Source organism: Micromonospora sp. NPDC049102 (genome assembly GCF_043197485.1).
In the GTDB taxonomy this organism is placed as follows: Bacteria; Actinomycetota; Actinomycetes; order Mycobacteriales; family Micromonosporaceae; genus Micromonospora.
In genome coordinates, this window is sequence record NZ_JBICTE010000021.1 from 17,959 (window position 1) to 43,435 (window position 25,477).

The 25,477-nt window shown below is 70.9% G+C and carries 22 protein-coding genes, 1 tRNA gene and 3 pseudogenes; 11 read left to right on the plus strand and 15 right to left on the minus strand.

All coding sequences use genetic code 11. From position 1 onward, the window contains the following. Positions 1-183: 183 nt before the first annotated feature. Positions 184-1,455: an MFS transporter gene (locus ACGFH9_RS20010; RefSeq protein WP_393221340.1), complete on the minus strand. Its 1,272-nt coding sequence runs from the start codon at positions 1,453-1,455 to the stop codon at positions 184-186. Between the two features lie 79 nt (positions 1,456-1,534). Between ACGFH9_RS20010 and ACGFH9_RS20015 the strand changes: the two genes are divergently transcribed. Beyond that, positions 1,535-2,521 carry a MarR family transcriptional regulator gene (locus ACGFH9_RS20015; protein ID WP_393221343.1) on the plus strand — a complete coding sequence of 329 codons (987 nt, stop codon included), beginning with the start codon at positions 1,535-1,537 and terminating at the stop codon, positions 2,519-2,521. A gap of 2 nt (positions 2,522-2,523) precedes the next feature. Here the strand turns inward: ACGFH9_RS20015 and ACGFH9_RS20020 are convergent, their stop codons facing one another. Beyond that, positions 2,524-3,054, minus strand: a complete 531-nt coding sequence (locus ACGFH9_RS20020; RefSeq protein ID WP_355238717.1) for a nitroreductase family protein — start codon at positions 3,052-3,054, stop codon at positions 2,524-2,526. Positions 3,055-3,138: 84 nt separating this feature from the next. Then, positions 3,139-3,924, minus strand: a complete 786-nt coding sequence (locus ACGFH9_RS20025; protein ID WP_393221347.1) for a hypothetical protein — start codon at positions 3,922-3,924, stop codon at positions 3,139-3,141. Between the two features lie 268 nt (positions 3,925-4,192). Between ACGFH9_RS20025 and ACGFH9_RS20030 the strand changes: the two genes are divergently transcribed. Together ACGFH9_RS20030 and ACGFH9_RS20035 are read left to right on the plus strand one after the other, a co-directional pair. Then, complete coding sequence (locus ACGFH9_RS20030; protein WP_355238711.1) at positions 4,193-5,458, plus strand: aspartate kinase; 1,266 nt, start codon at positions 4,193-4,195, stop codon at positions 5,456-5,458. Between the two features lie 5 nt (positions 5,459-5,463). Further along, entirely contained in the window at positions 5,464-6,525 is a 1,062-nt protein-coding gene (locus ACGFH9_RS20035; protein WP_355238708.1) for an aspartate-semialdehyde dehydrogenase, read from the plus strand. Between the two features lie 157 nt (positions 6,526-6,682). Here the strand turns inward: ACGFH9_RS20035 and ACGFH9_RS20040 are convergent, their stop codons facing one another. Beyond that, complete coding sequence (locus ACGFH9_RS20040) at positions 6,683-8,092, minus strand: diguanylate cyclase (protein ID WP_393221351.1); 1,410 nt, start codon at positions 8,090-8,092, stop codon at positions 6,683-6,685. Between the two features lie 168 nt (positions 8,093-8,260). On the opposite strand from ACGFH9_RS20040, the gene ACGFH9_RS20045 reads away from it, so the two are divergent. The 4 genes and pseudogenes from ACGFH9_RS20045 to ACGFH9_RS20060 all read left to right on the plus strand — a co-directional run. Then, positions 8,261-9,040, plus strand: coding sequence for a phosphodiesterase (locus ACGFH9_RS20045; RefSeq protein ID WP_393221353.1), 780 nt, complete (start codon positions 8,261-8,263; stop codon positions 9,038-9,040). A 10-nt stretch (positions 9,041-9,050) separates the two neighbouring features. Next, entirely contained in the window at positions 9,051-9,701 is a 651-nt protein-coding gene (locus tag ACGFH9_RS20050) for a histone deacetylase (protein WP_393221356.1), read from the plus strand. A gap of 311 nt (positions 9,702-10,012) precedes the next feature. Beyond that, positions 10,013-10,468: a lamin tail domain-containing protein gene (locus ACGFH9_RS20055; protein WP_393221358.1), complete on the plus strand. Its 456-nt coding sequence runs from the start codon at positions 10,013-10,015 to the stop codon at positions 10,466-10,468. Between the two features lie 277 nt (positions 10,469-10,745). After that, positions 10,746-11,615, plus strand: a pseudogene (locus ACGFH9_RS20060) (bifunctional metallophosphatase/5'-nucleotidase); the annotation flags it as partial. Between the two features lie 276 nt (positions 11,616-11,891). On the opposite strand, the gene ACGFH9_RS20065 reads toward ACGFH9_RS20060, so the two are convergent. Continuing rightward, on the minus strand, positions 11,892-13,175 hold the full coding sequence (locus ACGFH9_RS20065; protein WP_393221361.1) for an MFS transporter: 1,284 nt from the start codon (positions 13,173-13,175) through the stop codon (positions 11,892-11,894). Positions 13,176-13,294: 119 nt separating this feature from the next. Here ACGFH9_RS20065 and ACGFH9_RS20070 point away from each other — a divergent pair, with 119 nt between their 5' ends. Then, a complete protein-coding gene (locus tag ACGFH9_RS20070) occupies positions 13,295-13,768 on the plus strand; it encodes a hypothetical protein (RefSeq protein WP_393221519.1) in 474 nt (157 codons plus the stop codon). A gap of 243 nt (positions 13,769-14,011) precedes the next feature. Here the strand turns inward: ACGFH9_RS20070 and ACGFH9_RS20075 are convergent, their stop codons facing one another. The 4 genes and pseudogenes from ACGFH9_RS20075 to ACGFH9_RS20090 form a co-directional block, all read right to left on the minus strand. Next, positions 14,012-14,308, minus strand: coding sequence for a hypothetical protein (locus ACGFH9_RS20075; protein WP_393221363.1), 297 nt, complete (start codon positions 14,306-14,308; stop codon positions 14,012-14,014). After that, entirely contained in the window at positions 14,305-14,493 is a 189-nt protein-coding gene (locus tag ACGFH9_RS20080) for a hypothetical protein (protein WP_393221366.1), read from the minus strand. Before ACGFH9_RS20080 ends, ACGFH9_RS20075 begins: the two co-directional genes overlap by 4 nt. A 155-nt stretch (positions 14,494-14,648) precedes the next feature. After that, a complete protein-coding gene (locus ACGFH9_RS20085) occupies positions 14,649-15,860 on the minus strand; it encodes a helix-turn-helix domain-containing protein (RefSeq protein WP_393221368.1) in 1,212 nt (403 codons plus the stop codon). Positions 15,861-16,339: 479 nt separating this feature from the next. Next, positions 16,340-16,672, minus strand: a pseudogene (locus ACGFH9_RS20090) (transposase); the annotation flags it as partial. Here ACGFH9_RS20090 and ACGFH9_RS20095 point away from each other — a divergent pair. Beyond that, positions 16,669-17,298 (plus strand): annotated as a pseudogene (locus tag ACGFH9_RS20095) (site-specific integrase); the annotation flags it as partial. The pseudogenes ACGFH9_RS20090 and ACGFH9_RS20095 overlap by 4 nt on opposite strands. Positions 17,299-17,371: 73 nt before the next feature. Here ACGFH9_RS20095 and ACGFH9_RS20100 read toward each other — a convergent pair. Beyond that, positions 17,372-17,448, minus strand: a tRNA-Pro gene (locus ACGFH9_RS20100). A 105-nt stretch (positions 17,449-17,553) separates the two neighbouring features. Continuing rightward, positions 17,554-18,447, minus strand: coding sequence for a metallophosphoesterase (locus tag ACGFH9_RS20105; RefSeq protein WP_393221371.1), 894 nt, complete (start codon positions 18,445-18,447; stop codon positions 17,554-17,556). A 25-nt stretch (positions 18,448-18,472) separates the two neighbouring features. On the opposite strand from ACGFH9_RS20105, the gene ACGFH9_RS20110 reads away from it, so the two are divergent. After that, complete coding sequence (locus ACGFH9_RS20110; protein WP_393221374.1) at positions 18,473-18,928, plus strand: GatB/YqeY domain-containing protein; 456 nt, start codon at positions 18,473-18,475, stop codon at positions 18,926-18,928. A gap of 92 nt (positions 18,929-19,020) precedes the next feature. Here ACGFH9_RS20110 and ACGFH9_RS20115 read toward each other — a convergent pair whose 3' ends face one another. Then, complete coding sequence (locus tag ACGFH9_RS20115; RefSeq protein WP_393221377.1) at positions 19,021-21,450, minus strand: penicillin-binding protein; 2,430 nt, start codon at positions 21,448-21,450, stop codon at positions 19,021-19,023. A gap of 402 nt (positions 21,451-21,852) precedes the next feature. Here ACGFH9_RS20115 and ACGFH9_RS20120 point away from each other — a divergent pair, with 402 nt between their 5' ends. Then, the gene (locus tag ACGFH9_RS20120; RefSeq protein WP_355238676.1) at positions 21,853-22,173 is read left to right on the plus strand and encodes a WhiB family transcriptional regulator; all 321 of its coding nucleotides are present in this window, start codon (positions 21,853-21,855) and stop codon (positions 22,171-22,173) included. Positions 22,174-22,179: 6 nt separating this feature from the next. Here ACGFH9_RS20120 and ACGFH9_RS20125 read toward each other — a convergent pair whose 3' ends face one another. From ACGFH9_RS20125 to ACGFH9_RS20135, 3 genes are read right to left on the minus strand one after another with little or no spacing between them, the layout of a single operon-like run. Next, a complete protein-coding gene (locus tag ACGFH9_RS20125) occupies positions 22,180-23,331 on the minus strand; it encodes an ArsA family ATPase (protein ID WP_393221381.1) in 1,152 nt (383 codons plus the stop codon). 54 nt (positions 23,332-23,385) lie between these two features. Then, the gene (locus tag ACGFH9_RS20130; RefSeq protein ID WP_393221384.1) at positions 23,386-24,363 is read right to left on the minus strand and encodes an ArsA-related P-loop ATPase; all 978 of its coding nucleotides are present in this window, start codon (positions 24,361-24,363) and stop codon (positions 23,386-23,388) included. 26 nt (positions 24,364-24,389) lie between these two features. Next, positions 24,390-24,971: a hypothetical protein gene (locus ACGFH9_RS20135; RefSeq protein WP_393221522.1), complete on the minus strand. Its 582-nt coding sequence runs from the start codon at positions 24,969-24,971 to the stop codon at positions 24,390-24,392. Between the last annotated feature and the right edge of the window lie 506 nt (positions 24,972-25,477).

Sequence of the window (25,477 nt, forward strand, 5' to 3'; positions counted from 1 at the left end):
CTGCCGGGCGACGGTGCGCGGCGGTGCCGAGAGGAAGATCAGATGTGCTGGACGGCGCGATGCAACTCCGCGACGAGGTGCCGGCCGGTCAGGCCTCGTCGCGGCGGCTAAGGAGGAGAAGCGCCTGCCACATGACCAGGTCACCCTACGTGATGGGACGAAGGGTGCAAAGGCTGGTCCGGACTATGGGATCGATGTCATCGTCGGCTCCGGGGCCTGGGAACCGAGCCTCGGCGTCCGTCCGGTCCAGGCCACGGCGGGCACGATCGCCACTGCGAGCAGCACGAAGATCGCTGCCGTCGGTAACCAACCCCACCCGCCGGTGCTGACGCCGAGCGCGGTCAACCCCGCCGGAGCGACCAGGTACTGCACCTGCTCGCCGAGCCGCAGCGCGCCCACGTACGCGCCGCGTTGGTCGTCCGGCGGAAGGGTGGCGGTGAACCCCCAGGCGCCCGCCGACTGGATCAGCTCGGCCAGGATCAGCAGCGTCGCGGCGGCCACCAGCACCACGACGGTGAGCGCGCCCCGGGTGACCCCGGAGATCGGCAGGACCAGGCAGGACACGGCGATCAGCAGGCCACCACGGCGGGAGGCTCGCGCCGCCCCCGCGGCGGTGTCGGCGCCCCGGCTGACGCGTACCTGGAGCAGCACGATCAGGACCGTGTTGAGCAGCACCAGAGCGGCGATCACCGTCTTCGGGGCGTCGGTGTGGGTGAGGATCCACAGCGGCAGGACCGTCAGGTAGAGCACCCCGTGCGCGGTGAGCAGCCCGGACAGCAGGGACACCGCCATGAACGGCCGGTCCCGCAGCACGGCGAGCCGACCCATCGGCTCCGCCGGCCTTCGTACCTGCGGCAACCGGGGCAGCCGCCGCACGAACAGGGCCGTCACCAGGATCACCGTCGCGATGAACCAGACCATCGCCCGGTACGCCTCGATCGTGTCCACGGCCAGTACCAGGCCGCTGATCACCGCGCCCAGCCCGAAGCCGACGTTCAACGAGGAACGCTGGTACGCCATCGCGGTGACCCGCTCGGCCGGCGGCAGCGCGTTGATCGAGTACACCTGACGGGCCACGCCCGTCGACGCGTCCACCATCGCCAGCGCCACGACCACGGCGAGGAAGCTCGCGAAGCCGCCTACGAACGGGTACGACGCGAAGAGCGCCGCGTCCAGCACCAACCCCACCACCCAGACCCGCTGCGGCCCGTACCGGTCGGTGAGCCCGCCCAGCGGCACGGTGCCCAGTAACGACACCCCCGCCGCGATGGACAGGCCCAGCCCGACCTGAGCGGCGCTGAGCCCCAGCGCCCGGGTGAAGAAGACGGCACTGCCGGCGTGGAACAGGCCGCTGCCCACGGCGTAGACCATGGCCTGCACGGCCAGCGCGCGAGTCAGACCGGCCGGCGGTACGACGTTCGCGACAGCGGTACGAATGGTGTCTCTGGTCCCCATGGCAGGGGAGTGAACCGTGCCCCCACGAGGACGGTCGAGCCTTTTAGGCTGGACCGAATCCTGCTCCCGGGGAGGGCGCGTGTCCGAGTTGCGGTTCAGCCTGGCCGACGTGGCGGGCGTGCGGCTCGCCGTGTCGCCGGTCAACGAGACGGTCATGAGCATGTGGGCGCTGGCCAGCCCGGTCCGTCATGCGGTGCACCTGCCCTGGATCGACCGCGCCCGGGTGACCCTGCGTCGACCCGAGGTGGCCGCCCGGGTCCGACCGCTTGTGGAGCTGACCTGGCGAGGTTGCCCGTTGCCCGACTTCATCACCCCAGCGGCCCGGCCGAACGTGGAGGTGGCCGACCAACTCGACCAGATCGCCGCGACGCCGCCGGCCGTGGTGGTCCAGGACCTGCTGTCGACCACCGGGCGTCGGCCGCTGAGTCCGTTCGGGCAGGCGCTGCTCGCCGACCCCCGCGGGCTGCTGCCGCAGCTCGTCGACGCGATGCGGGTCTGGTACGACGAGGCGATCGCCCCGGACTGGTCGCGGATGCGGGCGCTGCTCGACGCCGACGTGGCGTACCGCGCCGCCCAGCTCGCCGAGAACGGCGCCGGTCGGTTCTTCGAACAGCTCCATCCGAGCCTGTGCTGGCTCGGCGACCGGGTGGTCAGCGACGACCCGTTCGAGCGGGACTTCGACCTCCGGGACCGTGGATTGGCGCTGAACCCGACGGTGTTCAGCCAGCGGCGAGTGCTGTGGAACCTGCTGGAGGACTCGCTGCCGGCTGCCGCGTACCCGGTCCGGGCGGTCGGGACGCTCTGGGAGACGGCCGCGCCGCCGCCGGGTGACCCGCTGGCACGGGTGATCGGCTCCGGCCGGGCCGCGCTGCTACACCTGCTCGATACCGCGACCACCACCACCGACCTGGCCCGACGCACCGGGATGTCCGCCGGGAACGTCTCGGCCCACCTGACCGCGCTGCACGCCGCCGGCCTGGTCGACAGGTCTCGGCAGGGTCGGCACGTCCTCTACCGCAACACCGACGCGGCAGCGGTGCTGCTCCGGGCCAGCCGGGGCGGCTGAGGTCAGGCGAGCAGCAGGTCGGCGACCGGGCGGCGGTGCCGCAGACCGGTCTCGCTGGCCCGCAGCTCGGCCGGCAGGGCGAACGGGTCACCGAGTCGCCCGACGGCGGCGACCACCAGCGGTCGGACACCGCCCGGTAGGTCGAATTCGGTGGCGAGGCCGGCCCGGTCGAAGCGGGTGAGCTGGCGGACGTGCAGACCGAGGGCGGTGGCCTGGAGAGTCAGGTGGGCGATCGCCTGGCCGAGGTCGTACGCGGCCCGCTCGGCGTCGCCGCCGGTGTGCGCGCCGACCACCAGGGTCGCGGCGTGCCGGGCCCAGCCCTGGTCGTCGTCCGGAAGGTTGATCAGGATGCGCTTGTGGTTCTCGTCGTCCCGGTGACCGAGGGCGAACCGCCAGGGCTGCCTGTTGTCCGTCGACGGCGCCCACCGCGCGGCCTCCAGCAGCGAGGCCGCCTCCTCGGTGGTCAGCGTGGCGCTCGGGTCGAAGGCCCGAGGGCTCCAGCGGAAGGCGAGGAGTGGGGTCAGGTCAGCCATGCCGAGAATCGTCCCCTATGGGCGATTAGTGCCCTGGGTCGGGTTGGCTAGATGTGGGCAAGAGCACCCGTAACGGTACGAAGATCACGACGTTCCCGCGCTCGGGCTGAGTGACGGGTCGGGAGTCGGCGGGGCCGCGGTGTCGAGGGGTTCCGCGTCCACCACCGGCCCGGCCAACTGCACGGTGGCGGGTGCCGCGCCCGGCGGGGCGGCCAGCCGCAGCGTCCCGGCCTCGGTCCGGACACCGGTCGGCGTGCCGTCCGGGTCGTAGCAGTAGATGCCCACGTCCAGCGGCGCGTTGAGCGAGGCCGAGGTGGAGTCCACCGAGTAGCAGGCGCCGGTGAGGCCCTTGGGCGTGGTGGCCTGCGCCACCGCGAGCGGCGCCCGCCGGTCGGTCAGCACGTCCAGCCAGTCGGTGAGCGGATGCTGGACGCGGGGGTCCAGCCGGCGCGGGATGGCGTCGTCGCGTTCGCCGAGGCGTACGCACCGCGCCGGCTCCGGGTGATCCGTCGAGGGCAGGGCGCACTGGAACAGCCCGTCGGAGGTGGCGGCCAGCGAGACGTCGGCGGTGCCGCCGAGCGCCCCACCCGGGACGTCGACCCGCCAACTGCCGTCGTTCGCGCTGGTGAACACGATGGTGCGGTCCGGTTGGCCGCTCCGGCTGAACACGTACTGCGCCACCAGGTGACGATCCTGCGCGGCGGCGGCCAGCGCGGCCAGCTCGTCGCGCGTGCCCTCCACCTCGACGGGACCGGGGTCGGCCGGCGGCGGGGGTGGGGGCTGCGCGCTGTCGCAGGCGACCAGGACTGCCGGCAGGGCGAGCACGAGCGGCCCGAGCACGCGGCCGGCCGAGCGGAGGAGGGCGGACACCGGCTCATTCTGGTGGGTACGGGCGACCTGTGGGCAACGGCGCACAGGCGGCGCCTCTCGGCGTGTCGTGGCAGCTTGTCCGCGTACCCCCGGCCCCTCGCGGACCTGGCCACCCGCGTCGGCCGGACGGCCGCGCGGGCCGGATGGTGGGATCACCCGACCCGTCGCCGTGACCCGCCGGATACGCTCAAGGGGTCTGACACGCGCCGCCGGCCCCGGTTCCGGCGGCGTCGGCACGCTCAGGGTCGCTGGGAGGGAGTGCACAGTCGTGGCACTCGTGGTGCAGAAGTACGGCGGGTCCTCCGTCGCCAACGCCGAGCGGATCAAGCGGGTGGCCGAGCGCATCGTCGCCGCCCGCAAGGCCGGCGACGACGTGGTGGTGGTGGTCTCCGCGATGGGTGACACCACCGACGAGCTGCTCGACCTGGCCAACCAGGTCAGCCCGCTGCCGCCGGGCCGTGAGCTGGACATGCTGCTCACCGCCGGGGAGCGGATCTCCATGGCCCTGCTGGCCATGGCCATCCACAACCTGGGGTACGAGGCCCGCTCGTTCACCGGTTCGCAGGCCGGCGTGATCACCACGTCGGTGCACGGCCGGGCGCGCATCATCGACGTCACCCCGGGGCGGCTCAAGGGCGCGCTCGACGAGGGCTCGGTGGTCATCGTGGCCGGTTTCCAGGGCGTCTCGCAGGACACCAAGGACGTCACCACGCTGGGTCGCGGTGGTTCGGACACCACCGCCGTGGCACTCGCCGCCGCCCTGCACGCCGACGTCTGCGAGATCTACACCGACGTGGACGGCGTCTTCACCGCCGACCCGCGGATCGTGCCCAACGCCCGGCACATAAGGGACATCACCTACGAGGAGATGTTGGAGCTGGCGGCCTGCGGCGCGAAGGTGCTGCACCTGCGTAGCGTGGAATACGCCCGCCGGGCGGGGTTGCCGATCCACGTCCGTTCGTCATACTCGACCAACACCGGCACGATGGTCACCGGATCGATGGAGGACCTTTCCGTGGAGCAGGCACTGATCACCGGGGTCGCGCACGACCGCAGCGAGGCCAAGATCACGATTGTCGGCGTGCCCGACGAGCCGGGTGCCGCCGCGCGGATCTTCGACACCGTCGCCGAGGCCGAGATCAACATCGACATGATCGTGCAGAACGTCTCCACCGAGGGCACCGGCCGCACGGACATCTCGTTCACCCTGCCCAAGGCCGACGGCCCGACCGCGATGGCCGCCCTCAGCAAGATCCAGGAACCGGTCAAGTTCAAGGGCCTGCTCTACGACGACCACGTCGGCAAGGTCTCGCTGATCGGCGCCGGCATGCGCTCGCACCCTGGCGTCGCCGCCGGCTTCTTCGCTGCGCTCGGCGCTGCCGGGGTCAACATCGAGATGATCTCCACCTCCGAGATCCGGGTCTCCGTCGTCTGCCGGGACACCGACCTCGACGCCGCCGTACGCGCCATCCACGACGCGTTCGAGTTGGGCGGCGACACCGAAGCCGTGGTCTACGCCGGGACGGGTAGGTAGCGCCGATGACGGCGCTGCCCACCCTCGCCGTGGTCGGAGCGACCGGTGCCGTCGGCACCGTGATGTGCGAGCTGCTCACCGGGCGTCGCAACGTCTGGGGTGAGATCCGGCTCCTCGCCTCCGAACGGTCGGTCGGCAAGCGGGTGCGCTGCCGGGGCGAGGAGATGGTTGTCCAGGCGCTGACCCCGGAGGCGTTCGACGGGGTCCACGTGGCGATGTTCGACGTGCCCGACGAGGTCTCCGCCGAATGGGCCCCGATCGCGGTCGAGCGGGGCGCGATCGCGGTGGACAACTCCGGCGCGTTCCGGATGGACCGGGACGTCCCGCTGGTAGTCCCGGAGATCAACCCCGAGCAGGTCCGTAACCGTCCCCGGGGCATCATCGCCAACGCCAACTGCACCACCCTCGCGATGATCATCGCGGTCGCGCCGCTGCACCACGAGTACGGCCTGCGGGAACTGGTGCTCGCCTCCTACCAGGCGGTCTCCGGCGCCGGTCAGGCCGGCGTGGACATCCTGCACGACCAACTCGCCAAGGTCGCCGGCGATCGGGCGCTCGGCTCACGCACCGGTGACGTCCGTCAGGCGGTCGGCGACGACCTCGGCCCGTTCCCGGCACCGCTGGCGCTCAACGTGGTGCCCTGGGCGGGCTCGTCGGCCGACGGAGGCTGGTCCTCCGAAGAAATGAAGATCCGCAACGAGTCGCGGAAGATCCTCGGCCTGCCCGACCTCAAGGTCAGCTCCACCTGCGTCCGGGTACCGGTGGTCACCGCCCACTCGGTGGCCGTGCACGCGGTCTTCGCCACCGAGGTCGACGCCGAGGGCGCCCGCGAGGCGCTGCGCAACGCACCCGGTGTGATCGTGGTGGACGACCCCGCCGCAGGTGAGTTCCCGATGCCGATCGACGCGGTCGGCACCGACCCGAGCTGGGTCGGCCGTATCCGCCGCGCCCTGGACGACCCCCGCGCCCTCGACTTCTTCGTCACCGGCGACAACCTCCGCAAGGGCGCAGCCCTCAACACGGCCCAGATAGCCGAACTCCTGGCCAAAGAACTCCGCACCCCGTAACAACCCCCGCGCCTCGCCGCGCCGTGCCGTGCCACTCCTCACCCCGTCGATCTTGCACTTTCTGTCGCGGCATAAGGCGTGAAATTGGGCAGAACGGCAACCGAAAGTGCAAGATCGGCGTGGGCGTGGGCGTGGGGGCAGGAGCGTGGGGGCGGGGTTAAGCTGCGGAGAGGTGTACGCCGTCTCGGCCTTGGCGTTTGACCGCGTAGAGGGCCTGGTCGGCTCTCTTCAGGGTGCGGTCGGGGGTTTCGCCCGGTCGCGGTAGCGCGACGCCGACGCTGATCGTGCGACCCGTTCGGCGGGCCGCCTCGGCCAACCGTTCGGCGATGCGGACCGCTTCCTCCGGGCGGCTCACCTCGATCACCGCGACGAACTCGTCACCGCCGATCCGGTACAGCTCGTCGCCGTGCCGCAGCGCGCTCTCCAGCGCCCGGGCCAGCCCGACCAGCACCTGGTCGCCCGCCTGGTGCCCGTACGTGTCGTTGACGGTCTTGAAGCCGTCCACGTCGATTGCCAGCAGAGCCGTACGCCCCGGGGTGGCCGCCGCGATCCGCTGCCCGAAGGGACCGGTGTGCCGCAGTCCGGTCAGGGGGTCTGAGCTGGCCTGTTCCCGGAGTCGGGCGAGCGTACGCAGTCGGTCCAGGCTGGTCCACGCCTGTCCGGCGAGCAACTCCATCAGGCTGACCGTGGTCGGGTCCGGGTGCAGCGCGCGTTCGTCGGCGACCAGCAGCACGCCACCGGCGTCCGCCGGCCCGACCGGCACGGCGACCAGCGTGCGTACCCCGGCACGGGTCAGCGGCTGGTAGTCCTCGGTCGGAGGGTGTCCGGTCTCGCCCAACGTGTATCCGGCGCCGTACCGGTGTGCCCGGTCGACCATCCTCTCCAGGGCGGCCGGGCCGGCTCCGGTCAGCTCGGCGCGGATACGGGTCTCCAGGTCACCCGGCGTCCCCGGGGACGGGCCGGGTTGGCCGTCGATCATCAACACCGCGGTGGAGAGGGTGGACACCTCCCGGGCCGCGTCGGTTGCCGCGCTGATCACGGCCGCCTCGGTCGGGGCGGCGGACAGCGCCGCGGCGTGCCGGAGCAACGTCTCGCTGCGGCTCTCCGACGGAGGGCCACCCAACGTGGCGATGCGAGCGCCGAGGCGGGCGGCCAGCCGTTGCGCGGTCTCCCGCCACGGCCGCAGGTCGACCGGGTCACTCCACTGCAGGTCGAGTACGCCGATCACCCGGCCGGCGGGGTCGCGTACCGGCACGCACAGTTCGGACGTCACGTCAGGGCGTACCGGGAGGTAGTCCGGGTCGACGGTGACGTCCGGGACGGCGGCGGCGGTGCCGGAGGCGTAGACCCGGCCGACGATCCCGGTGCGCGGCGGTACGGTCGCGAAGACCTGCCATGCGCCGGTCGCCGCCACGCAGCGCAGCCGGTCGTGGGCCTCGAGCAGCACCGAGATGGTGGCCGGGGTGTGGTGGGACAGTGCGCCCACCGTCCACCGGCAGGCTTCCGGCGCGCTCGACGCCATCAAGAGGCGGACGGTGGCGTCACGGATGATTCGCTGATGATCCACTCGCACGTCGTTCCAGGTAGGGGAGGGGTTCGATCAAGCGTACTCACTCCTGCGCAGCGCTCTCGTTGCTTCGTACACATGTGCTATCCACAGGCTGTGGACAGGGGCTGTGGAGGGAGGAGCCGGGCGATAGCGTGAGGGTTCCCCGTCGAGGAGGCCGGTGCCCGCATGCTCATCGCACAGATCAGCGACCCGCACCTCACCACTGGTCTGCTCGCCGCCGAGCCCGCCGCCGGGCTGCACCGGGCGCTCGGCCGGGTGCTCGCCCTACGTCCTCGACCTGACTGCGTGGTCATCACCGGCGACCTGGTCGACCACGGCAGACCCGACGAGTACGCGGCGCTGCGCGAACTGATCGGGAAGTTCCCGCTTCCGGTCTACCTGACCACCGGCAACCACGACGACCGCGAGTCGCTGCTCGACACGTTCGGCGGTACGCCCTGGCTCGGTGGTGGTTTCTCCGCCTACTACCACGTCGACCACGAGGCGGCGACCATCGTGGTGCTCGACTCGCTCGTCCCCGGCAGCGACGCCGGGCGGTTGGGCGAGGAGCAGCTCGGCTGGCTCGACGGGGTCCTCGCGGGTCGGCCGGAGGTGCCCGCCATCCTCTGCCTGCACCACCCGCCGGTCGCGGTCGGCATCCCCGCGGCGGACTCCATCCGGCTCGCCGACGGGCCCGCGCTGGCCGAGGTGATCGGCCGGCACCGGCACGTCGTGCGGGTCGCCGCCGGGCACCTGCACCGCACGGTCACCACGGGGTACGCGGGCACGGTGCTCACCGTGGCGCCCAGCACCTGGAAGCAGAGCACCCTCACCATGGCCACGGACGAGATGATCGGCTGGGTCGCCGAGCCGACCGCCTTCCTCCTGCACCGCATCGATCCTGATGGCTGCGTGACCCACACCGTTCAGGTCAGCCACTCGGCCGGCCAGACCTGCGGCTTCTGACGGCGTCGCCGTGCTCGTCTGGTACGTCGCGTACGGCTCGAACATGCTCGCCGCCCGGCTGGCCTGGTATCTCAACGGCGGCTGTCCGCCGGGCGGCCGGCGGACGTACCCGGGCTGCCGCGACCCCCGCCCACCAAGCCGGTCGGCGCCGGTGTGGATGCCCGGTGGGATCTACTTCGCCGGCGAGTCCGGCGCGTGGACCGGCGGCATGGCGTTCTACGACCCGGAGCTGCCCGGCGAGGCCGCCGCGAGGGCCTACCTGGTGACCATCGAACAGTTCACCGACATCGCCGCCCAGGAGATGTACCGCCCGACGGGCGACACCGCCGATCTGCTCCCGGCGACCGGCGCGGCCGTCGACGCGGCCGTCGCGAGCGGGCGGGCGACCCTCGGTCCGGGACGCTACGAGGCCCTCGTCTGCCCTGGTCGGCGTGCCGGCATCCCGATGCTCACCTTCACCGCTCCCGAACCGGCGTCGGCCGTGCCGCACCGGCCACCGGCACCGGCCTACCTGGGCATGATCGCCCGAGGGCTGCACGAGTCACACGGCTGGCCGGTCGAGCGCATCGTCGACTACCTGACGCGGCGTCCCGGTGTCGCGGGCGGCTGGCCGCCCGACGCCGTCACCAGGCTGGTTGCCGAAGCGCTCACCACCGCTTGACCGGCCGAGCCCCGCTTTCGCCCGGTTCGGCAGCGACGGTTCACCGGCCGGATCGACCCGCGTGATCATCGGGTTGGATGGACGGGTCGGCGAGACTCCGGTCGCGTCCGAAGGTCTAACCGTCCGCACCACCGGGCGGCACCGCCGTGCACCGACCGGCGAACCACGCTCCACCGCCCGGGTCGAGTTGGCGACGCGGCCTCCGCGCCGACCACTCCCGCACCGTCCCGCCGCTAGCGTCAGCGCTCACCATCACACGTGAGACGACCGCGTCGGCGCTCATCGGCCGGCGCATGGAGTGGGGAGACGGAATGACGAGAAAGATGATCGGTCTCGCGCTCGCGCTCGGCGGGACACTCGCTGCCACGCTGGCAACCGCCGGACCGGCGCAGGCCGCGACCCCGACGGTGCAGATCAGCAAGGTCTACTACAACTCGCCCGGCAGCGACAACCGCTCGAACTCCAGCCTGAACGCGGAGTACGTCCGCCTCACCAACCGGCGGTCGAGCACCATCAACCTGAAGTCCTGGACGCTGCGAGACAAGTCGCGCCACGTCTACACCTTCAGCGGCGACGTCCGGCTAGCCGCCGGAGCGAGCGTCTACATCCACACCGGGAAGGGCAAGAACACCTCGACCCACCGCTACTGGGGATCCGGCGCGTACATCTGGAACAACACCGGTGACAGCGCCTACCTGCGCGACTCGGCCGGAAAGCAGATCGACTCCTGCTCCTGGGGCAGCAAGGGCAGTTACACCTCCTGCTGAACGCCCGACGCCGTCGGTCGACCGGCCGGCGGCGTCCAGGCGGGGACGTCGATCGCACAGAGCTGCTCGGTGACCGACGGTGAACCAATCGGTGTATTCGCAGCTCTGTCGTGCTGCTCGGCTCGACGGGTGAGCGTCCGGATGAGAGGCTGGCCGGGCGGGCGACGACACAACCGCCGCCAAGCCTGATCGATCCGCCCGACAGTGTCGACAGGCGGCGGCTCGACCCACCGGGCGGGCACCGCACACCCCGATTCTCGCGAGGAGTTCCATGTCCTTTGCGTACAACTGCAACATCAACGGCAAGCTGGTCACCAGCGCCAGCTCGTTCGGTCGCCTGGTCACCGACATCGACCTGAAGATCGACCGCCGCTCCGGGGACGTGCTCTCGGCCTCCGCGAACAACGTCGTGGTCACCCGCGACGTCGCCAAGGACCCGAAGCAGACCGCCCTGATCGACAGGTACGAGACGGTGCTCGGTCCGGTCGCCGGCCGCCAGGTCGGCGATACCACCACCGCGATCACGAAGACGCAGGAGAACCTGCTCGACACCTGCTCCGCAGCGGTCCCGGCCTCGTGCGGCGAGTCGCCGCTGGGCAACCTGATAGCCGACGCGCAGCTCGCCGCCACCGACGACGAGCAGAACGCGGTCGCCGCCTTCATGAACCCGGGCGGGGTACGCGCCAACCTGGACGCCGGCCCGGTCACCTACGAGGAGGCGTTCACGGTGCAGCCGTTCGCCAACAACCTCGTGACGCTGGATCTGACCGGCGCGCAGCTCTACTGCGTACTGGAGCAGCAGTTCGTGACCGGTCGGGTCCTCTACCCGTCGTCGACCGTGGGCTACGTGGTCGACCTCAACGGTGCCACCGCCCCTGCGGCGGACCCGTGCGCCGGCACCCGGGTGGTCCGGGGCAGCCTCACCATCGGCGGTGCCACCGTCGACACCGCCGCCACCTACCGGGTGACGGTGAACAACTTCCTCGCCGGGGGCGGCGACGGCTTCAGCGCCCTCACCGGCGGCACCAACCAGGTCACCGGTCAGATCGACCTGGACGCGTTCGTGGCGTACCTGACCGCGCAGTCGCCGGTCTCCGCCCCGACGCTCGACCGCATCCGCACCACCGCCGAGGTCGCCGCCGCCTGACGGACGACGATCCCGCCACGATCGGGCCCCGGAGCACCCGCTCCGGGGCCCGACCCGTCCCCGGCTCTGCTCGCGCTCGCCACGTCTGCTCGCGCTCGCGACGCTGGCCCAGCTTGCGGTTTGGTGCGCCGTGACGGCGCCGCAACCGGGGCCAGGCTTTGCAAGATCACGCTCGATCCTGGATGTCGTGGTCTGCGAGCGCGCGGATGCCACTACATCCCGGATCGAGCACGATCAAGCGGCGGGCGCGGCTGTCGGCGGGGTTGCCGGGCCGGCTCAGGCGGGAGTGGGTGCCGGCGTCGGCGTCGGCGGGGCTACCGTCGCGCGGCCGTCCTGGTCGACGGTGAGCAGTCGGCGCAGTGAGAGCGCGATGAGCGAGGCGGCCAGGCAGCCGCCGACGACCACCGCCACCCAGACCATGCCGTTCGCCGCGCCGATCAGCGGGCCGGCGGTCACCGGGCCGATCACACCGCTGATGCCGAAGATCATCGAACTCATGGCGTTGTACCTGCCGCGCAGCTCGTCGGTGGCCAGGGCGTTGGTCAGCGCCGGCATCACCGGCGACAGCAGCGTCTCGCCGAAGCCGAAGATCGCCGAGCAGGCCACCACGCACAGGGCGGCCACCAGGGCGCTGCCCGTGCTGACCACACCAGCGACGCCGAGGACCAGCCAGGCGGCGGCGAACACCGCCCCGACCACGGCGAGCGCGCCGGTACGGCTGCGCCCCTCGATCCGGCGGATGACCAGCAACTGGGCGAGCACGATCATCACCGTGTTGGCCGCGAGCGCCCAGGCGACCACCCGCGGACTCACCTCGGCGACTCGGACGGCGTACGCGGCGAACCCGACCTCGACCTGGGCGTACCCGCAGGTGGTCAGAACCAGGCCGAAGATCACGAGCCGGCGGAACGGACGGTCCCGCAGGACGGTCAGGTAGCCGCCGCTCGACCGGTCGGCATCGGCTGAGCGGTGGCCGAGCCGGTGACCGACCCCCGGCAGGGTCAGCAGGATCAGGGCCGGCATCAGGTAGCTGACCGCATCCAGCAGGTAGATCGTCTGGAAACTGGCGGGTCGCGTGGTGTCGACGATCGCCCCGGAGGTCATACCGCCGATGCCGATACCGAGGTTGAGCAGCGCGAAGTTCAGCCCGAAGACCCTCTGCCGCTCGTCGTCGTCAGTGAGCGACGCGAGGATCGTGTTCTGCCCGGACCAGATGGCAGAACTACCGACCGCGATCACCGTCATCACGAGCAGGGCCGAACCGGTCGAGTGGACGAGCGCCAGCGAACCCGTCCCGATCGCCTCGATCACCAGGCACGGCACCACCACCCAGCGTGCGCCGAACCGGTCGATGAGCGTCCCACCCAGCGGCGACAGCGCCAGGGTGACGACGCCGTACCAGCCGATCACCAGGCCGGCGCGGGTGTCGGTGAGCCCCCGGACGTCGGTCAGGTAGATGAACAGGAACGGCAGGGTCAGGCCTCGCCCGATCGCCGACAGCACGGTGCCGGCGAGCATCCGGCGGGCTTGTGGACGGCGAGGTAGGGCGCGGCGCAGCATGTCCGGCATTCTGTGCGGTGGGTGTGACGTCGCGCGAACCGTTTTGCAGAGAGCCCGGGTGCCCGGTGACCAACGCCACGACGAGCGTCGGTGTCGGCCCGGTCTGCGATGCTGGCCCGATGACCGGCACCTGGCGACACCTGCCCGCTTCCGCCCGCGCCATCGCGGTGACCGCCACGGCAGCCGTCGCCGCCGCCCAGGCCCGCGACGCTCAGGCGTACGACGAGGCGGTGGCCGACCTGGCGGTCGACGAGCGGTCCGGCCTGGTGCTCGGGACGGTGGTCCGTCTCCTGCTGGAGGAGAGCCACCCGGACGGGTTGGCCGGCGACGACATCCGCCAGGTGCTGGCACGCTGCGTGCAGGACGCGACGCGCTGGCGTCGTGATGTCGATCCGCACGTGGTGCTCGTACTGTTGGCCGGCGCTCTGGGGGTGTACGACCCCGAGGCGGACGACGCACCTCCGGACGCGTCCGCCCTGGCCCGGCACGCCCCGCTGCTCGTCGCCGACCTGCTGGCGGTGACCGGTGCGCCGCTGGACGACTACCTGGCCGCCGCGTTCGCCGAGATCGAGCGGACCGAGCGGCACGACTGACGGGGGCCGCCAGTTGAGGTAGTCGCTGATCGTGCCGTCGGCACGGACGGCGTGGACGCTCGGGGCGGGATGGGCGGTCCGTCGCCCTGTCCGGCACGCCGAGGGGGCCGCAGCAGATGCCAAGAGGGCACACCCAACGAGTGGATGTGCCCTCTTACCTCTGGTCGGGGTGGCCGGATTCGAACCGACGACCTCTTCGTCCCGAACTGGCGGCAGTCCGGTCGGATCGGGCGTCGTCAGAGGTCATCCGGCCTGGCGACGCTCGTCCTGGTCTGGTTCGGCGGGCACGGTTGCTGTACTTCGCTGCTGTACTTCCGGCGGCTGCCTCGTCCAGCCGACAAAGCGGCGGTGCAGGGTTCCAGCCGGCGCCCACGGCATGTCCTCGGCGGCTTGGATGAGGTAGCCCCCGAGGTAGAGGGCCAGCGACACTGGCGCATCGGCGTACTCCGCACGCAGCTCTCGCCGCCGCGTCGGACACGGCCACGGCAGGTTGCAGCCACCGCAGCTCCAGATCGGCATGACCGGGCCATGGCTGGTCACTGCTGATCCTCCGGTTGCGGCCAGTGCCCTCGGTTGATCGGTATCCGGTGCCGGGCACGGCACGGCAGGGCGGCTCCGCAGTTGCAGATACGCCGCCAACGCTGCCAGGACCACACCGGCCGATGCCGCCGGGCGAAGGTCAACGCGGTGGCGGAGACGTATTCGTCGTACGAGACACGCCGCACGTACCTCTCCCTCGTCGCTCACGAGGGCGGCAGCATCGTCGCCCTCTCGATGAGGGACACGGCGGCCGGGCGTGCCTCGCACCGACCACCGCATCCCGTGAGCAAGAAGCTACGTTCGGTCGTATAGCGGGATGGGTAAGGTTCCTACCCCTGATTCAGGAGACGAGCCCGACTCTCATAGCCAGGTCGCGTGCGTCGTCCCGGGTGGCACGCGGACCGTCGAGCAGGTCCATGGTGATCTGACGGGCGTACCCGTTGAACCGGATCGTCTCCGGAGCCGACTCGTACGCCTGCCGCAGCGCCGCCACGGTCGCTTCCTTGTCATCCTTGCCGTAGTGCGCCCGCGCGACCTCGATCAGATGGCGTGCCCGCCGTGGCCTCGACGGAATCGCCGCCGCATCATGGCGACGTGCCTGCCGCACCGCCTCGCCCGACTGCTGCAACTCCACCGCGACGGTCACCGCGTGTGCACCCATGATGACCCGGGAAAACGACGTCTGCGCCTGGTAGAAGCCCTCCGGCAGGCGCTGCGCCACCTGGTCCGCGCGGTCCCAGTACCGCCAGGCGCGACCTTCCTCACCGGCACGAGCAGCCGTGTACGCGGCCTCGAAGTTCAGCGCGCCCCACAACGCCAGCAGATTCGGGCTCCCGTCAGCCGCCCTCGGCTCCAACGCCGACAGCACCTCCAGCGTCACCCTCATCGCGGTGTCCCAGTCGCCGGCTTCCCGATGCACCTGACACAGAAACCAACCTGCACGGGCGATCGCCTCCGGATCACCGGACTCCTGCGCCGCCACCATCGCCCGATCCGTCACCCGCCACAGCAACTCGGCGGCAGGCTGGTAGGCAACGAACATCTGCGCCAACCCGAGCGTTTCCGCCCACAGGGCTTGCGCCTCCCGTCGCCGGCCGCCCTCGTACGCCAACACGGCCCGCTGCCCGTCCCTCAGCAACCCCGGCAACAACCCACCCAGGACCGTACGGTGATCCGCTGCCTGATGGCGCGCCCGCCACCCTGCCGCAAGTCGCTGCCGCAGACCGGACAACAACTCCGGCCGGGTGTCATCGGGAAGCGCGACATGATTCAGGGCGGCCCGGACCGACACCAGCGCCGGATGCTCGGGCCCGTTGACCACAGCGGAACGATCGCCCAACTCCGCTGCCAAGGCGGACACGTCGATCTTCAGAGCACGCGCAATCCGATCCAGCATATGAATACGCGGTGGCAGGATTCGATCCGTCTCCACCGCCTTGACCCACTCGGCGCTACGGTCCACCAACCCGCCCAGCACCGTCCGACTCTTCCCGGACCGCTCCCGATAGACCTTCAACCGCTGCCCGAACGTCAACTCCGGCAAGGAATCCACCCGGAACCCCCTCGCGTAGCGCAGGACACACCACCGACCCATCGGCAGCCACCACCGCCAACGCTACCGACCGGACCGACGCCTCATAACCCCCACCACGCCGGCGGCTTGCACCTGGAGCGCGTGCCCACACTCGGGACAGGGCTCACCATCGTGACTGGTCATGCTGCGATCGTCGCAGGTGTACACGCTCAGCTTGGGAATCGGGTTGAGTGAGGCTCCTGGGCCTGGGTGTCGCCTGGCCGCAGGAGTAACCGACCCCCTGGCAGGCTTCCCCACAGGCCTCTACTAGCCGCTGTTGACCGCTGCATCGGGCACGGATGTGGGTGGCCGAGACTTGAACCCCTAACCTCGGTCTTTCATGAGTTATTGATCTTGGTGTTGTGGGTGCGGCTGGCGGTGTTTCTGCCGGTAGGCATGGTTTGGGCCCGACGCGTGGCCGGGTTCCTCGAAGCTGTTGCTGGGGCGGGGATTGTGGTTCAGGAAAGCGGTTGGGGCAGGCTGGCGAGCCGCGTGAACGCGGTGATGATCTCCTCGGTCCAGGGCCAGCCGTCGGCGATGCGCAGCCAGGTCCGGCGTGCGGTGCGGGCGATGCGTGCTGGGACGTGCAGGAGGCGGTAGCGCAGTTTCTTCGGCTCCGCGCGGGCGAGGTCGCCGTCGAGTAGCAGGTTTTGGGTCCAGGCGAGCAGGTCAATGCCGGTCAGCGCCAGCTGCAGCCAGGCCTGATTGATCGCGAAGATCCGTGACGGGAACCGGCCGAAGCCCGTGGTTTTGCCGGTGCGGATGCGGTCCTCGACGCGGGCGTGGGCGCGGCCGCAGGGGCCGGGCGTGGACCAGCGACGAGGCCCGTCGGTTCCTGGAGTCCGCGCGGGCCGACCGCGATCCGCTCTACGCCGCGTACGTGCTGATCCTGGTCATCGGCCTGCGCAAGGGTGAGGTGCTCGGCCTCACTGAGGACGCCGTCGACCTGGCGGCGGGGGAGTTGTCGATCGGCTGGCAGTTGCAGCGGGTCGGCGGCCAACTGCTGCACCGGGAGACCAAGACGCAGACCTCGGACGCCTCCCTCCCGCTGCCGGAAATCTGCGCGGCGGCACTCGACCTCCGCCAGCAGGCGAGGAAGGCCGACCGCGACGAGACGGGGATCGCCTGGCAGGGCTCGCCACTGCTGTTCACCAGCCGCTACGGGACCCCCATCGAGCCGCGCAACTTCAACCGTTCCTGGGACGCCCGCTGTGCCCGTGCCGGGGTCCGGAAGATCACCGTGCACGACGCCCGGCGTACCTGCGCGACCCTGCTCGTCGACCTGGACGTGCATCCGCGCGTCATCATGAAGGTGCTCCGGCACGCCGAGGTGTCGGTGACGATGGAGATCTATTCGCAGGCGTCCTCGGACGCTACCCGCGACGCGCTCAAGCGCCTGGGCGAGAGCCTGCGGTGACTGCTGCTGTACTTCACTGCTGTACAGACGCACCAGAGGGCACATCCATGGATCGGATGTGCCCTCTGACCTCTGGTCGGGGTGGCCGGATTCGAACCGACGACCTCTTCGTCCCGAACGAAGCGCGCTACCAAGCTGCGCCACACCCCGAGGCGTGCCGACAAATAGTAGCCCACCCGCTCCGATGGTCAAACTCGGTACCCCCGCCGCCCGAACCGATCTTGGTCGCCCGGAGCGCGCCGGGAGCGCCCCGGCCTAGCGGGGAATCAGGGTCAGGATGCTCGCCTCCGGCGGGCAGGCGAAGCGGATCGGGGCGGTCGGGTGGGTGCCGAGGCCGGCGGAGACGTGCAGCCAGGAGTCCGAGCCCGGCCACCGGTGCAGACCGCGCGCCATCGAACGCGGCAGACCACAGTTGGTGACCAGCGCCCCGTACCCCGGGACGCAGACCTGCCCGCCGTGGGTGTGCCCGGCCAGCAGGAGGTCGAAGCCGTCGGCCGCCATCTGGTCGAGCACCCGTGGCTCGGGGGAGTGCGTCACGGCGATGGACAGGTCGGCGGAGGACGCCACCCGGCCCGACACGGCCGGGTAGTCGTCGCGGTCGATGTGGGGGTCGTCGACGCCGACGAGGTCCAACTCCCGGCCGCCGGCCTTGAGGCTCGTGCGGGCGTTGTTCAGGTCGGCCCAGCCGGCGCCGGTGAAGACCTGGCGCAGCTCCTCGTAGGGCAGCTCGACGCCCTCGGTGTACTCCCGATCGGGCAGGAAGTAGGTGAAGGGGTTCTTGAGGACCGGCCCGGTGTAGTCGTTGGAGCCGAACACGAACGCGCCGGGATAGTCCAGCAGCGGTTGCAGCGCCCGCAGCACCCCGGGCACCGCCTCGGGGTGTGCCATGTTGTCGCCGGTCACCACCACCAGGTCGGGGTCCAGGGCGGCCAGCGACGCCACCCAACGCTGCTTGCGGGCCTGGTTGGGCATCATGTGCAGGTCCGACAGGTGCAGCACGCGCAGCGGCTCCGCGTCGGCCGGCAGCGTCGGCACGTCATACCGCCGCAGGGTGAACATGTTGCGCTCGACGAGCGACGCGTACGCGAGGGTGGTCGCTCCGACCGCTGCGGTTCCGGCGGCGAGGCGGAATAGTGTGCGCTTTCGCATGACGTTCAGGGTAGTTTGACCGTCCATGAGCACGTTGAAGGACCGCCTCACCGCCGACATGCGTTCCGCGCTCAAGGCGCGCGACGAGCTGACCACCTCCACGCTGCGGATGGCCCTGGCCGCCGTCGGCACCGCCGAGGTGGCCGGCAAGACCAAGCGCGAGCTCACCGACGACGAGGTGCTCGCGGTGTTGACCAAGGAGGCCAAGAAGCGCCGGGAGGCGGCCACCGCCTTCGCCGACGCGGGCCGCGCCGAGCAGGCCGCCAAGGAGACCGCCGAGGGCGAGGTGCTGGACCGCTACCTGCCCAAGCAGCTCTCCGACGCCGAGCTGACCGACCTGGTCGCGGGGGCGCTCGCCGCGGGCGGCTTCACCGGCAAGGCCCAGATGGGCCCGGCCATGAAGGCGGCCCAGGCCGCGGTGGCGGGCCAGGCCGAGGGTGGTCGGGTGGCCGCCGAGGTACGCCGACAGCTCGGCCTCTGATCCGCCACGCGGCACCGCCGCTCCGGACAGACGAGCGGGCGGGCACCCCGACAGAGGGTGCCCGCCCGCCCGTTCGTGTTTGGTGCCGGTGCTCAGCCGCCCGGGCGGCCCGGTGGGTTGCCGGGCTGTCCCGGCTTGTTGCCCGGTGGAGTGCCGGGGGTGCCACCGCCGGTGCTGACCTGGATGGTGACCACACCGCCCTTGATGGTGCGTCCGTCGGGGCTGGTGCCGGCGGCGGTGCCCGCCGGGCAGCTGGACGGCACCTTCGCCTCGGAGACGACCGGCTCGAAGCCCGCGCCCTTGATCCGGGACTTGGCGGTGTCCACCGGTTGGCACTTCACGTCGGGAATGCTGCGCTGGTCACCCTCGGAGATCTTCTGGCCCGGGGGGTCGAAGTTGATGCGCGGCTTGCCCTTCATGGCGTCCCGCAGCGTCTCGTACACCGGCGGGTTGATGCCGTCCTTCTCGGAGTGCTTCATCTTGACGTTCGTCTGCGGCCAGTCCGGGTCGGCCATGATGCCGGCCACCGAGTACTGCTTGGTCATCGCGACGATGGCGGCCGTCTTCTCCGAGTCGGTGGTGCCCGTCTTGCCGGCCACCGGCGCGTCGACGATGCCCTTCACCACGGCGGCGGTACGGCTGCTGCCGCATTTGCTGGTACTGGAGTTGTCGCCGACCGGGCACCGGGCGGCGTCCACGGCGGCGCGGGCCACGTCGGTGCTGAACCGCTTCTCGCAGCGCGGGTTGGCGATGTCGAGCTTCTTGCCCTCGGGGTCGCGGATCTCCTGCACCGGGATGGGCTCGCAGTACTTGCCGTCCGCCGCGAGAGTCGCGTACGCGTTGGCCAGGTCCAGCGGCGTGGTGGCGGCGACGCCCAGGGTGAAGGCGCCCCACTGGTGGGCCGCCTCCTTCGTGGCGGCGAACTTGGTGTCGTTGCTGGCCCGGAACTGGATACCGGCCCGCTTGGCGACGTCGACCACGTTCTCCGCGCCGACCTGCTGCTGCAGCGGCACGAAGTAGGTGTTGACCGACTGGGCGAACGCGGTCCACATGTTCTGCACGCCGCCGGCCTTCTTGCCCGAGTTGGTCGGGCAGTAGAAGTGGGTGCCGGGGCAGGCCGCCGGGCTGCTGCTGTCGATGATGTACTCCGACTTGAACTGCTGCGGCGCGTTCATCGAGTAGCTGAGGGGGATGCCCTTCTCCAGCGCGGCGACGATCGTGAAGATCTTGAAGGTCGAGCCCGACTGGTAGCCGGCGATGCCGTCGCCGCCGGTGAGCAGTGGGTTGACCGTCGCCGGGTAGTTGCCCTTGATGCCCCGCTTGCTCTTCGCCGGATCGCTGGAGATCTTGTTCTTCGGGTGCTTCGGGTCGTCGAGCTTGAACTGCCGGTTCACCGCGAGCGCCCGTACCCGGCCGGAGCCCGGCTCGACCACGGCGACCATGGCGGCTTCCTTGCTGTTCTCGCTCTTGGCCTTGCGGACCGCCTTGTCGGCGGCCTTCTGTGCCTGGATGTCGATCGACGTGATGACGGTGTAGCCGCCGCTCTTCAGCCGCCGCTCACGGTCGTACGAGGTCGAGCCGAAGGTCTCCTGCTGCATCCACCAGCGGTAGAAGTAGTCGCAGAAGAAGCCCCAGCTGTTGACGTTGGTGGCGACGCAGCCATTCGGGGTGCGCTTGTCCTGCGGCTTCAGCTTGACCGCCTTGGCGGCGTCGGCCTCCTGCTGGGTGATGGCCTTGGTGTCGACCATGTTCTGGATGACGTAGTTGCGCCGGTCCAACGCGAGCGGGTAGCCGCTCTTGGTGGTCGGGTCGTTGGTCGTCGGGGCCTTGACCATGCCGGCCAGCAGCGCGGCTTCCTCGATCTTCAGCTTGCTCGGCGGCTTACCGAAGTAGACCTGGCTGGCGGCGTAGATGCCGTACGCGCCGTTGCCGAACGAGGCGAGGTTGAGGTAGCGGGTCAGGATCTCGTCCTTGGAGAACTCCTTGTCGACCTGTAGGGCCAGCCGCATCTCGCGGAGCTTGCGGGCGCTGGTGTCCTCGGTCGCCGCGACCACGTCGGCCGGGTGGGTGGCCGAGTAGGCGATGGCCAGCCGGACGTACTGCATGGTCAGCGTCGAGGCGCCCTGCCGGCCGGCGGTCTCGTTCTGGTTGTTGACGAACGCGCGGGCGACACCGTTGATGTCGACGCCGTTGTGCTTGTAGAAGTCGTGGTCCTCGGCCGCGATGATGGCCTTGATCATGTACGGCGAGATGTCGGCGAGTTTCACGTCGCGGCGGTTCTCGTCGTACATCGTCGCCAGCGGTGTCTTGCCGTCCGAAGCCAGCAGATAGCTGATCTGTGGCGCGCGGGCCACCGTCAGCTCGGTGGGCAGGTTGCCGAATGTCTCGGCACCGGCCTTCGCGGCCAGTCCGGACATCGCCACCGCGGGGAAGGCCGCCGCAGCGACCACCACGCCGGCCAGTAGGCCACATATGAGCAGCGATGCGGCGTTGGTCAGCACATTGTGGTCACGTTTCCGCATCCAGGTCACCTCGGCATGGTACGCGAGTAGGGAACGAGGGGCGCCTGGGCGTCTTTCCCCATTTCCTGCGCGCGCTGCCCTCGTTGTGCTAAACGCATGACCCCCGGTACGAGGTTGCGTGTGACTGGCGAGAGTCTCCTCCGTTCGGCGGAGACCTCGCAGCGTTTTCGCCGACCTCGGCGGGGTAACCGGCGGTCGAGAGCCCGGGAAGCCGGGAGTGTCCGGAATGATGGATTTCGCCGACAACGTTGCGTAGTCGGTCGACTACAGAGCATGATGATGGCGGCGAAAGCGCCACATGTCGTCCGCGCCGCCTTGGGGAAGGCGGGCCGGGCGATCGGGGGGAATTGCCGGCTGCCGTGCAACGAGGTCGGTAGGTACTGCAAGGGGGGACGAGTACACATGGGCATGATCACTGACTGGCCGTCGCTGGCGGCATGTCAGAACGGGGACCCGGACGCGTTGTTCGTACAGGGCGCCGAACAGAACGTGGCCAAGCGGATCTGCCGGAGCTGCCCAGTTCGGTACGAGTGCCTGGCCGACGCGCTGGACAACCGGATCGAGTTCGGTGTGTGGGGCGGTATGACCGAACGCGAACGCCGGGCGTTGCTGCGTCGTCACCCCCAGGTGACGAGCTGGCGCAAGATGTTCGAGGCGGCGATGAAGAAGAACAGCAAGGACAAGGCGGGCAAGGACAAGATCCTCGTCACCTCGGCAACCTGATGCCGATCACGACCGGCTGATCGCCGCGCCGATCGTCCGTAGCCCGTCGACGTCGTGCACGTCGGCGGGCTGCGCCGTCACCGACACCGCCGGCACCGCCGGGAACGCCTCGGTGAAGCGCGCGGCGACCTGCTGCTCGCGTACCGCCTGACGAGCCAGCGCGGCGTGCGCCCGCAGCACGTCGGCCGTGGCCCCGTGCCCACCCAGCTCGGCCAGCCGCTCCGCGGCGACCCGACTCCGCTCGGCGTCGAGCTGCGGAACCACCGGTCGGTGCACGCGGTTGAGCACCAGGCCGGCCAGCGGCATCTTCTCCTCGCCCAGTCGGCCCGCGAAGTAGGCGGCCTCCCGGACCGCGTCCGGCTCCGGCGTCGCGACCAGCACGAAAGCCGTCTCCCGCGCCTGCAGGATGCGGTACGTCTGCTCGGCCCGCTGCCGGAAGCCCCCGAACATCGAATCCAGCGCGGCCACGAAGCCGGACAGGTCGGTGAGCAGCTGCGCGCCGAGCACCTTCTGCACCACCTTCGAGAACATCCCGAACGACGCGGTCACCAGGCTGAACATGCTCCGCCCGCCACTGCGAGCCGGTGCCAGCAGCAGGCGCAGCATCCGACCGTCGAGGAAGCGGGAGAGCCGGGCCGGCGCGTCCAGGAAATCCAGCGCCGAGCGGGACGGCGGAGTGTCCACCACGATCAGGTCCCACTCGCCGCGCGCGTGCAACTGGCCCAGCTTCTCCATCGCCATGTACTCCTGCGTGCCGGCGAATGTCGAGCTCATGGCCTGGTAGAACGGGTTCGCGAAGATCTCCGCGGCCTTCGTCGGGTCGGTGTGCTGGAGCACCACGTCGTCGAAGGTGCGCTTCATGTCCAGCATCATGGCGTGCAGCTCACCGCCGCTGGCCTCGACGTCGATGCCCTTGACCTGCCGGGGCGTGTTGTCCAGCTCGGTCAGGCCCAGCGACTGGGCGAGCCGGCGGGCCGGGTCGATGGTGAGCACCACCGTGCGGCGTCCGTGCTGTTCGGCGGCCCGCAGCGCCAGCGCCGCGGCGGTGGTCGTCTTTCCCACTCCGCCGGCACCGCAGCACACGACGATCCGCACGCCCGGGTCGGCGAGGATCTGGTCGACGTCCAGCTGCGGCGCCGCGTCTTCGGAAGGCACCAATCGAGCGTATCGGGCCGCGTCGGTCCACGCGCCCGTGCTGAGCTCAGGTGTGAGTCAATCGGCGCTGACGAGGGCCTGGGCCAGGGTCGCGAGACCCGCCCGATCCACCCCGTCGGGTAGCAACGGCAGCTCGACCATCGGCAGCCCCAGCTCCACCAGGTCGGCGCGGAGCGAATCCTCCAGTTCGCGCCGGATGAGCTGGTCCCGTGCCTCGTCGTGCAACCCGGCCACGATGTCCTGATCCGCCGGCAGTCCGGCGGCGACCAGGCCGCGCCGCAGCTCCGCGGCGGTGACCGCCGGGCCCGCCGACAGCGGGGGCCGGGCGCCGTTGACGATCGCCTTCCCGATGCCGAAGCCGAGGGAGGTCAGGTCGGCGATGGCGTCCACCGTCTCCTGTACCGGCATCTCCTCCAGCAGCGTGACCACGTGGACGGCGGTCATGGGGGAGCGCAGCAGCGCGGAGACCCCCTCGCTCTGGGTCTTGATCGGGCCGACCTTGGCGAGCCGGGCCGTCTCGGCCGTGACGTTGAGGAAACGGCCGATCCGACCGGTCGGCGGCGCGTCCAGCACCACGGCGTCGTACGCGCGCCGCTGCCCCGAGGTGCGGGTGGTGGCCTCCTTCACCTTGCCGGTGAGCAGCACGTCCCGCAGTCCGGGAGCGATGGTGGTGGCGAAGTCGATGGCACCGAGCTTGCGCAGCGCCCGCCCCGCCGCCCCGAGCTTGTAGAACATGTCCAGGTACTCGAGCAGGGCCTCCTCGGCATCCACCGCGAGCGCGCGCACCTCACCGCCGCCCGGCGCGTCGGCGAGGTGCCGCTCCTCGTACGGCAGCGGGTCGAGACCGAAGAGTTGGGCGATGCCCTGCCGGCCCTCGACCTCCACCAGCAGGGTGCGCCGGCCACCGGCGGCCAGCGCCAGGGCCAGGGCCGCCGCCACGCTGGTCTTGCCGGTGCCGCCCTTGCCGGTGACGACGTGGAGGCGGGCCGACCATCCGGTACCGGCCGGGTCGGACGGCCGCTCAGGTGCACGCACCCGTCGAGCCTATCCAGGGCGACGGGTCAGGCGACCTCGCAGACCCACCAACCCGCCTTCTGCACCACGGTGAAGCGCAGGTCCTGGTCGGCCACCTTCTCGTCGGCCGTGGTCATGGTGATCCGCGTGGAGACGGTGGCCCGGTCGCCGGTCTGGTTGTCGACCTTCGGGGTGGTCCACCTGAACCGGGGGTTCTGGTACGCGGAGGCGTATTTCTGCACCTCGGCCACCTTGGCGGCGATCTTCTTGTCGTCGCGCGAGGCGGCGCAGACGTGCTCGGCGGCCTTGGTGGCGTCCCGGTCCTTGTAGACGGCCGTGAGGAACTCGTCCACGGCGACCGCCGGCTCCTTCGCGCCCTCGCCGGACTCGGCGTCGCGCAGGGTCAGGAACGTCACCACCCCACCCCCCACGCAGAGCACCATGATCACGGCCAGCGCGATGAGCGCGATCAGCAGGCCGCGCTTCTTCTTCGGCTCGGCGGTGCCCGCGTACGGCGGGTAGCCGGGCGGTGGCGGCGGGATCGCGCCCGGGGAGACGGGGGCCGCAGACGTACCGGCCGGGTCCTCGGTCTGCGGGGCGCCGCCGGGCGGGCCGGGCTGGGCCGGAATTCCGGGCTGTGCGGGGAGCTGACCGGGGGAGGCGGGCTGACCAGGAGTGGTGGGCTGCCCGGACCCGGTGATCTGCCCGGGCAAGGCGGGCTGGCCCTGGAAGGCGGGCTGCCCAGCGGGGGCCGGAGGGCCGGACTCGGCGGCCCGGCTGGGGAGGGCTGGCTGGCTGGGGAGAGCCGGCTGGCCGGACCCGACGGGCTGACCGAGGTGGGTGGGCGGGCCGGGCTGGGCGGGAAGGGCCGGCTGACCTGGGGCGCTCGGCGTGGCGGATCGCTCCTGGCTGGTCGGTGCGCCGGATTCCTCGGTGGAGGCCGTCGGGTCGGACTGTCCTTCGACGGCCTGCGCCTCGGGCTGGCCGACGGCGTCGGGGTGTGCCGGCGGAAGAGCGCGCGGGCCGGCCTGGTCGCCGCTGGGCGGTTGGGTCATCTCGTTCCCCCGGGGGTGCGGCGCCCGGCCGCCACCCCTGGCGCCGAGCGAGATCGAGCGGGCGGCCGGGCGCAGCGCGA